General features: G+C 73.4%; 12 protein-coding genes and 1 pseudogene. 4 read left to right on the plus strand and 9 right to left on the minus strand.

The window, feature by feature from the left end:
- Positions 1-133: 133 nt before the first annotated feature.
- From VT50_RS37530 to VT50_RS37550, 5 genes are all read right to left on the minus strand, one after another.
- Positions 134-427, minus strand: coding sequence for a hypothetical protein (locus VT50_RS37530; RefSeq protein ID WP_046090893.1), 294 nt, complete (start codon positions 425-427; stop codon positions 134-136).
- A gap of 77 nt (positions 428-504) precedes the next feature.
- The gene (locus tag VT50_RS37535; RefSeq protein WP_046090892.1) at positions 505-1515 is read right to left on the minus strand and encodes an LLM class F420-dependent oxidoreductase; all 1011 of its coding nucleotides are present in this window, start codon (positions 1513-1515) and stop codon (positions 505-507) included.
- A 198-nt stretch (positions 1516-1713) separates the two neighbouring features.
- Positions 1714-2553 carry a DUF5336 domain-containing protein gene (locus VT50_RS37540; protein ID WP_046090891.1) on the minus strand — a complete coding sequence of 280 codons (840 nt, stop codon included), beginning with the start codon at positions 2551-2553 and terminating at the stop codon, positions 1714-1716.
- A gap of 160 nt (positions 2554-2713) precedes the next feature.
- Complete coding sequence (locus VT50_RS37545; protein ID WP_046090890.1) at positions 2714-3640, minus strand: N-acetylmuramoyl-L-alanine amidase; 927 nt, start codon at positions 3638-3640, stop codon at positions 2714-2716.
- A gap of 88 nt (positions 3641-3728) precedes the next feature.
- Positions 3729-4322, minus strand: coding sequence for a class I SAM-dependent methyltransferase (locus tag VT50_RS37550; RefSeq protein ID WP_240529493.1), 594 nt, complete (start codon positions 4320-4322; stop codon positions 3729-3731).
- A gap of 233 nt (positions 4323-4555) precedes the next feature.
- Here VT50_RS37550 and VT50_RS37555 point away from each other — a divergent pair, with 233 nt between their 5' ends.
- A complete protein-coding gene (locus VT50_RS37555; protein WP_079343984.1) occupies positions 4556-6016 on the plus strand; it encodes an MFS transporter in 1461 nt (486 codons plus the stop codon).
- Between the two features lie 29 nt (positions 6017-6045).
- On the opposite strand, the gene VT50_RS37560 is transcribed toward VT50_RS37555, so the two are convergent.
- Together VT50_RS37560 and VT50_RS37565 are read right to left on the minus strand one after the other, a co-directional pair.
- The gene (locus tag VT50_RS37560; protein WP_046090875.1) at positions 6046-6651 is read right to left on the minus strand and encodes a response regulator transcription factor; all 606 of its coding nucleotides are present in this window, start codon (positions 6649-6651) and stop codon (positions 6046-6048) included.
- 77 nt (positions 6652-6728) lie between these two features.
- Positions 6729-7985, minus strand: coding sequence for a sensor histidine kinase (locus tag VT50_RS37565; RefSeq protein WP_046090871.1), 1257 nt, complete (start codon positions 7983-7985; stop codon positions 6729-6731).
- A 328-nt stretch (positions 7986-8313) separates the two neighbouring features.
- Here VT50_RS37565 and VT50_RS37570 point away from each other — a divergent pair, with 328 nt between their 5' ends.
- The 3 genes from VT50_RS37570 to VT50_RS37580 all read left to right on the plus strand — a co-directional run bounded on the left by VT50_RS37570 (position 8314) and on the right by VT50_RS37580 (position 11254).
- A complete protein-coding gene (locus VT50_RS37570) occupies positions 8314-9168 on the plus strand; it encodes a MaoC/PaaZ C-terminal domain-containing protein (protein WP_046090876.1) in 855 nt (284 codons plus the stop codon).
- 62 nt (positions 9169-9230) lie between these two features.
- Positions 9231-10316: a Zn-dependent alcohol dehydrogenase gene (locus VT50_RS37575; protein WP_046090872.1), complete on the plus strand. Its 1086-nt coding sequence runs from the start codon at positions 9231-9233 to the stop codon at positions 10314-10316.
- The gene (locus VT50_RS37580) at positions 10301-11254 is read left to right on the plus strand and encodes a 3-oxoacyl-ACP reductase (protein WP_046090873.1); all 954 of its coding nucleotides are present in this window, start codon (positions 10301-10303) and stop codon (positions 11252-11254) included. Before VT50_RS37575 ends, VT50_RS37580 begins: the two co-directional genes overlap by 16 nt.
- Before the next feature lie 150 nt (positions 11255-11404).
- Here the strand turns inward: VT50_RS37580 and VT50_RS39900 are convergent, their stop codons facing one another.
- Positions 11405-11566, minus strand: coding sequence for a hypothetical protein (locus VT50_RS39900; RefSeq protein ID WP_167396659.1), 162 nt, complete (start codon positions 11564-11566; stop codon positions 11405-11407).
- Positions 11567-11702: 136 nt separating this feature from the next.
- Positions 11703-12029, minus strand: a pseudogene (locus VT50_RS40100) (hypothetical protein); the annotation flags it as partial.

Here is a 12029-nt window from a genome sequence, read left to right on the forward strand (position 1 = left end):
CGCGCCCCTTTCGGGGCGCATGGATACGCGGCCCCGCCCCTCGACCCCGGGGGTCTGGGGCGGAGCCCCAGTTCCGGGGAGGGGCGGGTAGGGGAAAGATCCGCCGCAGGCGTCACGAACCGTCGGGCGTCCGCTAGCCGCGGCGGAGGCGACCGGCGATGGCGTGGCCGATGAAGAGGTACACCACGGCCGGGAGGCCGTAGTTGAGGACGGTCCTGAGCCAGTCCGTGTCCATCGTGAAGAGGTCATGCGACCAGCTCGCAAGCCAGCTCGCCGCGTCATGCACCACCGTGACGAGGTCATTGGCGCGGTTCGCGTCGAGCAGGGCGAAGAGAATCCAGAGGCCGAGGATGACGGCCATGATGTCCGCGACGACCGCCACGACGGTCGCCGCCTGATTGCTTCCGTGGCGATAACTTCGTGACATGTCTCACGTGTTGCCCCGCACGGCGGAGCCAAACCCAACCCGCTCGCACACCACCCGGCCGCACACCACAGCGCGCATCAGCCCGCCAGCTCCGCCAGCACCCGCAGCGTCCCGAGGTCCGGCGCCAGCGCCAGCAGATCCGTGATCGGGCCCTCGCGCCACGACTCCAGCCGCTCCGCGATCCGCTCCCGCGGCCCGACCAGCGAGACCTCATCGGCGAAGGCGTCCGGCACCGCCTCGATCGCCTCCGCGCGCCGCCCCGCGAGGAACAGCTCCTGCACCCGGCGCGCCTCCGCCTCGTAGCCGAAGCGGGCCATCAGCTCGGCGTGGAAGTTCCGGGCCGCGTGGCCCATTCCGCCGATGTAGAAGCCGAGCATCGCCTTGACCGGCTTCAGCCCCTCCGCCACATCGGCGCACACCCGCACCTGTGCCATCGGCGCCACCATGAAGCCGTCCCGGGCGTCGGCCAGCGCCTCCCGGTAGAGCTCCGTGCGCGACGGCGACCAGTACAGCGGCAGCCAGCCGTCGGCGATGCGCACGGTCTGTGCGATGTTCTTGGGCCCCTCCGCCCCGAGCAGCACCGGGAGGTCCGCGCGCAGCGGATGGACGATGGGCTTGAGGGGCTTGCCCAGGCCGGTGGCGTCAGGACCGGCGTAGGGGAGCGGGTGGTAGCGCCCGTCGAGCCGCACCGGGGCCGCCCGCTCCAGCACCTGCCGGATGACGTCGACATACTCCCGGGTCGCCGTCAGCGGGCTCTTGGGGAACGGGCGTCCGTACCAGCCCTCGACCACCTGCGGCCCGGACAGCCCCAGCCCCAGCATCATCCGGCCGCCCGAGAGGTGGTCCAGGGTGAGCGCCTGCATCGCGGTGGCGGTGGGGGTACGGGCGGCCATCTGCGCCACCGCCGTGCCGAGCGCGATCCGGGTGGTGTGGGCGGCTAGCCAGGTGAGCGGGGTGAACGCGTCCGAGCCCCAGGACTCGGCGGTCCACACCGAGTGATAGCCCAGCCGCTCCGCCTCCTGGGCGAGTTCCAGATGGCGGGGGTCGGGGCCGCGGCCCCAGTAGCCGAGCGCCAGACCGAGCCGCATGGAAGAAGCCCCCTCGTTCCGCCGGACAGGGTGGAGAGCCGTGGCTGACGGGGCGTCAGCCGCCAGCCCGCACATCGGCCGGACTGTACGGGCCGGGGCCGTACATGGCAACGGCCCCTCGCCCGGGCGTTACGGGCGAGGGGCCGTGGGGCGCGCGTCATGCGGCGCACCCGGGCGCGTCATGCGTGCACACGCGGGTCAGCCGCGCTGGATCCCCGTGGTGTCCTGCAGCACACCGCGGCGGCCGTCCTGCGTCTGGGCGACCAGCGCCTGACCGCGCTGCTCCACCGCGAGGTACCAGGTGCCGGGGGCCAGTTCGGCGATGGTGTTCGACGAACCGTCCTCCGCGTACAGCGGACGGGCCACCGGCACCGCGAACCAGAACGGGGCGAAGTCCCCGCCACCCGCGGCCGGCGGGGTGGGGGCCGGGGCCTGCTGGCCGCCGAAGGGCTGGCCGGGCTGCGGCTGGCCGGGCTGACCCGGCTGCGGGGCGCCGTACGGAGCGGGGGCGCCCGGCTGGGCACCGCCCGGACCCGGGTAGCCGTACCCCGGCTGCGGGCCCTGGGCGCCGTACGGGGACGGGGCCGGTCCGGAGGCGTTCAGCAGCGGGGCCTTGAGGGCCGGGACGCGCTGGGTGAGCAGGGCGACGGCCGCCATCGCCAGGGTGGCGATCAGGGCGAGGATCTGGCCGATGCCCTTGTCGACCCCCTCCGGGCCGCCGATGATCGTCCACAGCGAGCTCCAGGCCGCGAAGACCGCGAGCGCCGAGCCCCACTGCTCGAGCGAGAGCCCGAAGAGGTTACGGCCCGCGGGCTGGAAGCGTGCGGAGACGATGAGCGCCGCGGCGATCAGCCCGGCAAGGAAGATCGACGGCAGTACGGGGAAGAAGTCGGACTTCCATCCGTTCTCACCGGCGTCCTTGCAGAAGCTGCTGCCGCCGCAGTCGAGGGTGTAGAAGTCGAGGAAGGAGGCGATGAACAGCAACACCGCTGCTCCGATCACCACGCCGTCGCCTCGAGTGAGCGAGCGGATGTTCAACGTGAGGTCCTTTGTCGTTTCGTCTGTACGAGCGCTGCCGCCAGGCGCGTAGCGCGAAGGCGTCGGGGGTGGGCCCCATCGTACGGGTGAATCTCTCAGTGGAGACCGGGGGTGTCCCATCGGTATCCCGGTCGTGACCTCCCGTTCGGTTGTGGCGCCGCTACTCGTTCAAGAAGTCCGTAATGCCCTGTGCGATTCCACGGGCCGCGCGCTTCCGCCACGCCGTGTCGGTCAGCTCGGCGGCGTCCTGGGAGTCGCGCATATTGCCGCACTCGATGAACACCTTGGGAACGGTGGAGAGGTTGAGCCCGCCCAGGTCACCCCGGACGTCCAACCCGCTGCCGTCGCCGATGTACTGCGCGGGATCGCTGCCGGTGGCCTTGGCGAACTCGCCGCGCAGCCGCTCGCCGAGCTGGCGGGAGGGCGCGGTGATGGCGGAGGTGTCCGCGCCGCCACCGCGTACCGACTTGGGAAGGATCACATGGAAGCCGCGCTCCCCGGCGGGCGCGCCGTCCGCGTGCACGGAGACCACGGCGTCGGCGTGGGCCTTGTTGCCGATCTCCGCGCGCTCGTCCACGCACGGCCCGTACGGCCGGTCGCCGTCCTGGGTGAACCGCACGGTGGCGCCGCGCGCTTCGAGCAGCGTGCGGGCGCGGCGCGCCACATCGAGGGTGAAGGACGCCTCGGGGTAGCCGGAGTTGGTGGCCGTGCCCGTGGTGTCGCACTCCTTCTTCTCGGTGCCGATGTCCACGAGCCGGGCGATCCGCGAGGAATGGTCGCGGTTGTGTGGATTGTGCCCGGGGTCGATCACGACCACCTTGCCCTTGAGGGCCTTTCCTGGCGCTCCGGGCTTTCCGGACTCCCCGGCTGGTGAGGACGCGCCGGACGACGAGGACGACGGGGGTGCCGGTGAGGACGTCGAGGAGGCCGTGGGCCCGTCCGCCCCGCCCGCGCCGTCGTCCTCCGAACCGCCCAGGGAACTCCACAGCAGCCAGCCGACGAAGCAGGTCGGTATCAGCGCCACCAGGACGATGGCGAGGGTGCCGCCGCGGCGACCGGGCTCTGGAGGAAAGCTGCCGTAGGACACGCGGGCGATGCTATCGGCCCGCCCGACACGCCGGGGTCGCCGGGGCGATCGCCCCGCCCCGGCCGGGTCCTCGGCCGTATGCGCGCGATCAGGCGGGCGGGGTGGCCGCGGTGCGGTGCAGGACGCGGAGGGAGCGGGTGGCCGAGATCTCGGTGAACGCGCCCGAGGCGAGCGCGCGGCGGTAGATCCGGTGCGGCGCCTGGCCGCCGTCGGCCGGATCGGGGAAGACGTCGTGGATCACCAGCAGCCCGTCCGGCGCGATATGCGGCGCCCAGCCCTCGTAGTCGGCGCTCGCGTGCTCGTCGGTGTGGCCACCGTCGATGAACACCAGCCCGACCGGCTTCCCCCACACCGCCGCGACCTGCGGGGACCGCCCGACCACGGCGATGACGTGGTCCTCCAGGCCCGCCCGGTGGAGGGTGCGGCGGAAGGTGGGCAGGGTGTCCATCCGCCCCACCTCCGGGTCGACCACCTCCGGGTCGTGGTACTCCCAGCCCGGCTGCTGTTCCTCGGAACCCCGGTGGTGGTCGACGGTCACGGCGACCGTCCCGGCCGCGCGGGCGGCGGCGGCCAGCAGGATGGTGGAGCGCCCGCAGTACGTGCCGACCTCCACCAGCGGCAGCCCCGGCGCCGCCGCCCGCGCGGCCGCGGCGTACAGGGCCAGCCCCTCGTCCAGCGGCATAAAGCCCTTCGCTGCCTCAAAGGCGTCGAGCACGGTGCGGTCGGGGGGCGCGGGCACGGCGGCGGCAGCAGACTGGGTCACCCGCCCATCCTGCCGCACCCCCGCCGACCTGCGGCGCCCGGGGCCGCGGCCCCCGCGGGACGCCCACCGGGGAGGTCCTAGGTCCTGCGCCCCATGCGAATGCGCGGAAACGCCGATGCGGATGACCGGCCCCGGGTGCGAGCATCGCCATCATGTCCACCCCTACGCCCCTGCCCTCGGACACCGCGGCCGCCGCCCGTGCCCCGCGCGTCTCTCCCCCCATCTGGGCGGTCCTGGTGGCCGCCTGCGCCGGACAGTTCCTGGTGGTGCTCGACATCTCGGTGGTGAACGTCGCGCTGCCGTCGATGCGTACGGACCTGGGACTCGGCGAGACCGCGCTGCAGTGGGTGGTGAACGCCTACGCGCTCACCTTCGCCGGGTTCCTGATGCTCGGCGGGCGGGCGGCCGACCTCTTCGGGCGCAAGCGGGTCTTCCTCGCCGGACTCGGGCTGTTCAGCGCGGCCAGCCTGGTCGGTGGCGTCGCCCAGGAGCCCTGGCAGCTGATCGCCGCCCGCGCCCTCCAGGGCATCGGCGCGGCCGTGCTCTCCCCGGCCACCCTCACCATCCTCACCACCACCTTCCCGACCGGCTCGGCCCGCAACCGGGCCATCGGCACCTGGACCGCGGTCGGCGCGGGCGGCGGCGCGGCGGGCGCGCTGGTCGGCGGTCTGCTCACCGAGTACCTGTCCTGGCGCTGGGTGCTGCTGGTCAATGTGCCGGTGGGCGCCGTGGTGCTGGTGGCCGCGGCGGTGTGGCTGACCGAGGCCCGGTCCGGGACCGCGCGGCGGCTCGACACACCGGGCGCGGTGCTGGTCACGGCGGGCGTCGCGGCGCTCGCGTACGGCATCGTGCAGACCGAACCGCACGGCTGGACCGCCACCGCCTCGCTCGGCCCGCTGCTTGCCGGGCTCGTGCTGCTCGCGGTGTTCGTGGCCGTGGAGGCGCGTACCGAGGAGCCGCTGGTGCCGCTGCGGATGTTCCGCGTCCGGGCGGTGTCGGCGGCGAACACGGTGATGGTGGTGTGCGGCGGCGCCATGTTCTCCATGTGGTACTTGATGACGCTCTATCTGCAGAACGTGCTCCACTACAGCCCGGTCAAGGCCGGTCTCGCCTTCGTCCCGCACAGCCTGTCGATCCTGATCGGCTCCAAGCTCGCGCCCCGGCTGATGGCCCGGATCGACGGCAAGCTGCTGGCGATGGCGGGCGGTTCGCTGGCCGTCATCGGCTACGCGTGGCAGAGCCGGATGGGCGCCGACGGCACCTATGTGGGGACGGTCCTCGGCCCCGCGATCATCATGTCGCTCGGGAGCGGGCTGCTGATGACCCCGCTCGCCGCCTCCGCCACCTCCGGTGCCGCCCCCTCCGAGGCGGGGCTGGTGTCCGGGCTGATCAACACCTCACGGCAGCTCGGCGGCGCGCTCGGCCTGACCGTCCTCGCCACGGTCGCGGCCGAGCGGATCACGGCGTACGGCGGGGGCGGGCCGGATGCGCTCGCTGCCGGGTACGGGCGCGCCTTCGTCGTGGCCGCCGGGATCCTCGCGGCGGCGGTGGTGCTGATGGCCGTGCTGCTGCCGCGGACGCCCGCGGTCGCGGTCAATCGCGGCTCCGCATAGCTTCGTTGCTTCGCTGCTTCGTTGCCGGTTCACAGCCAGCCGTTCTGGCGGGCGGCGCGGACGGCCTCCATGCGGTTGCGGGTCTGGGTCTTGCCGATGGCCGAGGAGAGGTAGTTGCGCACGGTGGCGGGGGAGAGGTGCACCTTTGACGCGATGTCGGCGACCGTCGCCCCGTCCACCGCCGCCGAGAGCACATCGCGCTCGCGCTGGGTCAGCGGGTTGGGGCCCGCGCTGAGGGCGGCGGCGGCCAGGCCCGGGTCGATCACGCGCTCACCGGTAAGCACCCGGCGGATCGCCACCGCCAGCTCCTCCACCGGGCCGTCCTTGACCAGGAACCCGGCCGCGCCCGCCTCCATCGCCCGGCGCAGATAGCCGGGGCGGCCGAAGGTGGTGAGGATCAGCACCTGGCACTCCGGCAGCGCCTCGCGCAGCGCGGCGGCGGCGTCCAGCCCGCTGCGGCCGGGAAGCTCGATGTCGAGCAGCGCCACATCGGGCCGGGTCTCCAGGGCCCGGGGCACGATCTCGTCCCCGTTCCCGAGCTGCGCGACGATCTCGAAGTCGTCCTCGAGCCCGAGCAGCAGGGCGAGTGCGCCCCGCATCATCCCCTGGTCCTCGGCGAGCAGCAGCTTGATCACGCCCTTCGCCCCCTCCGCGCCGTTCACGCCCTCCGCACCCTTCGCCCCCGCCACGCCGTTCACGCCCTTCGCGCCGTTCACGCCGTCCGGGCCCCCTCGAGCTCGGCCTCCACCACGTCCTCCGTATCCACCGGCAGTTCGGCGACGAGCCGGAAGCCCCGGCGCCCGCCGGGGCCGGGCTCCAGCGAGCCGCCCGCGGTGGACAGCCGCTCGGCCAGGCCCTTGAGCCCCGTACCGCCGACGTACGCGCCGTCCGTGCCCGCCGTGCCAGTCGTGTCTGCCGCGACCGCCGCGCCCGCCGTGCCAGCCGTGCCAGCCGCGCCAGCCGCGCCCGTCGCGCGCGTACCGGTCGCACGGGAGCCTACGCCGCACCCGTCGTCCGTGATCTCCAGCCGTACCCGGTCCACGCCGCTCCGCACCTCGATCTCGCACCGGGACGCCCCGCTGTGCCGCACCACATTGGTGATGCCCTCGCGGACCACCCACCCCAGCAGCGCCTCGGTCTGCGGGGCCAGCGGCGGCCCCTCGCGCCGGACGACGGCCTCGACACCGGCGGCGTCCAGCGCCGAGCGGGCCCGGTCCAGCTCGGTGGCGAGACTGCCCTCGCGGTAGCCGGTGACGGCCTCGCGGATCTCGGTGAGCGCCTGCCGCCCCACCGCCTCGATGTCCGCGGCCTGCCCCAGCGCGGCCTCCAGGTTCTTCGGGGCCAGCCGGCGCACCGCCTCCGCCTTGACCACGACGACCGACATGGTGTGGCCCAGCAGGTCGTGCAGATCGCGGGAGAACCGCAGCCGCTCCTTCTCCACCGCCGTACGGGCCAGCTCCTGGCGGGTCGCGCGGAGCTGGGCCACGGTCTCGAAGAGCGACAGGATGGCCGCCGTCACCAGGCCGGACAGCAGGGTGCCGTAACTGACCGTGAGCGAGTCAGAGGGGCCGCCGCGGAGCCCGGCGATGATCCCCGCGGAGCCGGACAGCACGAGGACGAAGAGCCCCAGCTTCCGCCTCCCCCCGCGCAGTACGACCCCGGAGGCCAGCGACAGCAGCGGGAAGCACAGCAGCCAGTCCCCGGCGTAGCCGATGCCCAGTGCGTAGGTGACCGCCGTCAGCCCGGCGAGCGCCAGGGGCGGGGTCCTGGTGTGGCGGCGGCGCTCGTCGAGGGCGGTGAACACGGTCGTGAGGTAGAGCGCCATGAAGGCCGCCACCCCCGCACCGCCGAGCCACGGCAGCGGCGTCCTCCCCTTGAAGAGCCCCTGTACGTCCCCCGAGAGCATGAAGAGCCAGGGCAGGAAGGTCCGTGGCTTGAGGCGCTCGATGCGCGCGGCGCTGGCATGCATGGGTCCGACCTTACGGATCCCCGTATGAGCTGGGCAGATGCGGATGTCGCGGGATGGCCATGACATTTGTCCCAGGGCCTTCCTCACCCCTGCGTCACGCCGAACGCCGCCATCTGACGGGCCGTCAGTGCGCGCCGTCCGCACCCTTCCCCCTTCGGGGCGATTGGGCTATACAGGGTGCCATCGGCTAGAACGCGTTCTATATGTCCACGCGGACGACGTGACCCTGCCGACCAGCGACGACCCCGGCACGGCCGACGGTGCGGACGGGCGGGCCGGGGTCTTCGGACCGTGGCCCAGCGAGCGGACCAAGGAGTGGTGTCGCCCCATGCCCATCGATGTCGCGAAGGCCGTATCGGCCGAACCCCGGAGCACCGCCCTCAGCTGGGGACAGAAGGACATCCAGCTCTACCACCTGGGCATCGGCGCCGGAATCCCCGCCACCGACCCCCAGGAGCTCCGCTACACCCTGGAGAGCGAGCTCCATGTGCTCCCCAGCTTCGCGACCGTCGCGGGCGGCGGGATGGCGGTGGCCGGGGGCATGGCCGCACCCGGTATCGACGTCGACCTCACCGCCGTCCTGCACGGCGGCCAGAGCGTCGAACTGCACCGGCCCATCCCGCTCAGCGGGGACGCCACCCAGACCTCGCGGGTCGCCGCCGTCTACGACAAGGGCAAGGCGGCGGTCATCGTGCTGCGCTCCGACGTGGCCGACGCGGACGGCCCGCTGTGGACCTGTGACACCCGGATCTTCGTCCGGGGCGAGGGCGGCTTCGGCGGTGAGCGCGGCCCCTCCGACCGCCTGGAGCCCCCGGCCCGTGAGCCGGACCGCACCGTGGAGCGGGCCATCCGCGAGGACCAGGCGCTGCTCTACCGGCTCTCCGGGGACTGGAACCCGCTCCACGCCGACCCCGAGTTCGCGAAGCTGGCGGGGTTCGAGAGGCCCATCCTGCACGGGCTGTGCTCGTACGGGATGGTGCTCAAGGCGGTCGTGGACACGGCGCTGGACGGGGAGGTGACCCGGGTGCGCTCGTACACCACCCGCTTCGCCGGGGTGACCTATCCGGGCGAGACGCTGCGCGTGCGGATGTGGCGGGACGAGGGGCGGATCCAGGTGACGGCGACCGCCGTCGAGCGGGACGACGCACCGGTCCTCACCGACACCGTCGTCGAACACACCTGAGACCACTTCCGCGATCACGCCACACCTGGGAACACCCACGCTCGACATCACGAGGAGCCGCTGTGCGCGCAGCCGTACTGCACGAGACGGGACAGGACAAGCTCGAGGTCCTTGACGACATCGAGGCGGTGGGCTTCGGCCCCGGCAAGGTCCGGCTGCGGGTAAGGGCCACCGGGCTGTGCCACTCCGACCTCTCCGCGATGGCCGGGGTGCTGCCGCAGCCCGCGCCGTTCGTCCCCGGCCACGAGGGCGCGGGCGAGATCCTCGACGTGGGCGACGGGGTGACCGGGCTGAGCGCCGGCGACCGGGTGCTGGTGTGCTGGCTGCCCGCGTGCGGCGGCTGTCCGTCCTGCCAGCGAGGCCAGACCGAGCTGTGCCTGACCGGGTTCATGAACGCCGGGATCCCCAACTTCCGCCGCCCGGGCGGCAGCCCGGAGGACCTGTTCGGGATGTCCGGGACCGGCACCTTCGCCGAGGAGATCGTCCTCCCCGCGCCCTGCGCCGTGCCGATCCCCGACGACGTCCCGTACGACATCGCGGCGCTCATCGGCTGCGGGGTGACCACCGGGCTCGGGGCCGTCTTCAACACCGCCCGGGTGGAGGCCGGTTCGTCGGTCGCGGTCATCGGCTGCGGCGGAGTGGGCCTCAGCGTCATCCAGGGGGCGCGGGCGTCGGGCGCCGCCCAGATCGTCGCCGTCGACCCCGTGGAGACGAGGCGCGGGGCCGCGCTGCGCTTCGGCGCCACCGAGGCGGTGGCCCCCGACGGTCTCGACACCGCCAGGGACAGCGTCACGGCGGGTGAGGGCTTCGACTACGTCTTCGAGGTCGTGGGCCGCTCCACCACCGCCCGCCGGGCGTACGAGATCACCCGGCGCGGCGGCACCCTGTGCGTGGTCGGGGCCGGGGCGCTGGACGACTTCCTCCAGCTCAACATGTTCGAGCTGTTCTTCGACGAGAAGCGGATCCTGCCCTCGCTGTACGGCGGCGGCGATGTGCTCCGCTCCTACCGGCGCACCATCGACCTGTGGCGGGCGGGCCGGATCGACCTCGAGGGGCTGATCACCCACCGGGTGCGGCTGGGCGAGATCAACGACGCGATCGACCAGATGCGGACCGGGGAGGCGCTGCGCACATGCGTCGAGATGTGACCGGCCCGCTGACCGGGAAGACCGCGATCGTCACCGGCGCCGGGCGCGGCCTCGGCCGCGCCGAGGCCCTGGAACTCGCGAGCCTGGGCGCCAGTGTCGTCGTCAACGACTACGGGCAGGGCGGACGCGACGGCAGCGGCGAGGCGTCGGCGGGCCCCGCCGAGCGGGTCGCCGAGGAGATCCGCGCGGCCGGTGGCCGGGCCACGGCCCACGCGGGCGACGTGGCCGACTTCGCGCGGGCGGGCGAACTGGTCCGGCTCGCGGTCGACACCTATGGCGCGCTGGACATCCTGGTCAACAACGCGGGCATCCTGCGCGACCGGATGGTCTTCTCGATGGGCGAGGACGAGTGGGACTCGGTGATCCGGGTCCATCTCAAGGGCCACTTCAACACCATCCGCTTCGCCGCCGCGCACTGGCGCGAGCGGTCCAAGGCGGCGGGCGGCGGCCCGGTGCACGGCCGGATCGTGAACACCTCGTCCGAGGCGTTCCTCGCGGGTTCGCCGGGCCAGCCGAACTACGCGGCGGCCAAGGGCGGCATCGTCGGGCTGACCACCTCCACGGCGGCGGCCCTCGCCAAGTACGGGGTGACGGCCAACGCCATCTGCCCGCGCGCCCGCACCCGGATGACCGAGGACGTCTTCGCCGGTGTCGGTCTCCCGGAGGACGGCCGCCTCGACGCCCTCGCCCCCGAACACGTGGCCCCGCTGGTCGGCTATCTGGCCTCACCGGGCGCGGCGAAGGTGAACGGCCAGGTGTTCGTGGTGCACGGCGGCATGGTGGCGATCCTGGAGCGGCCTAAGGTGGCGGTGAAGGTGGACGCGAAGGGGGACGCCTTCGGCTTCGATGAGCTGGACGCGGCGCTGACGCCGTACTTCGCGGAGCGGGGCGGGGAGGGCTTCGCGGCGGTGGAGGTACTGGGGCTCAAGCGGGGCTGAGACGCCGCTGGGGGTCTGGCCGGTGCCTCGGCCGGTCCGTCGGCCGGTCCCCGGCCGGGGGCATCCCGCGATCGCCGGACGGGCCGGACTTCCGGGGAAGTACGGCCCGTCCCGTGATCGGGGACGAACCCGCTGGGGTCTTGACGGTCCTCAGGAGCCGTTCTTGTTCGGGCGACGGTGGCGGCCGTGGGACGGCGCCTGGGTCTCCTCGGACGCGGCCTGCCCCCGGTGCTTGCCCTGAGCGCCACCGGCCTGGGCCGCGGCGGCGTCCCGCGGGCGCGCCTGGGTCGTGTCGATGTGGGTTTCGGACATGGTGGGTACGTCACCCCGTCAGATCGCTTCGTACTGTGCGAATGGGGCTGACCACGATGTCGCACGACGTTCCATGCGCATCACCCGAGGCGTCCGTGCACGACGGAACGCGGGAATGCGCAGCCCCTGCCCGATTCTAACCAAGTGGGTGATCCCGGACCCAGCGGGGTGGCCGGGGCCGCGGTGGCCGCGCGAGCGGCGCCTGCTGCAGCGGTACGGGCCGCAGCGCGGGGGTCAGACCGGTCCCGGGAGCGGGCTCCGGCTCGGGCCCCATCTCCTGCTCGACCCCGGCCCACGACCCGGTCCCCACCCACGGCTCGACCCCGGACCCGCACTCGGACTCCGGCACCCGCCGGTGCACGGCCATCGGCACCGGCGGACGTACCGGCACCGGCACCGGCCGGTGTACGGCCATCGGCACCGGGTCGTGTACGGCCATCGGCACCGGGTCGTGTACGGCCAT

Source organism: Streptomyces antioxidans (genome assembly GCF_000968685.2).
GTDB classification, from domain to species: domain Bacteria; phylum Actinomycetota; class Actinomycetes; order Streptomycetales; family Streptomycetaceae; genus Streptomyces; species Streptomyces antioxidans.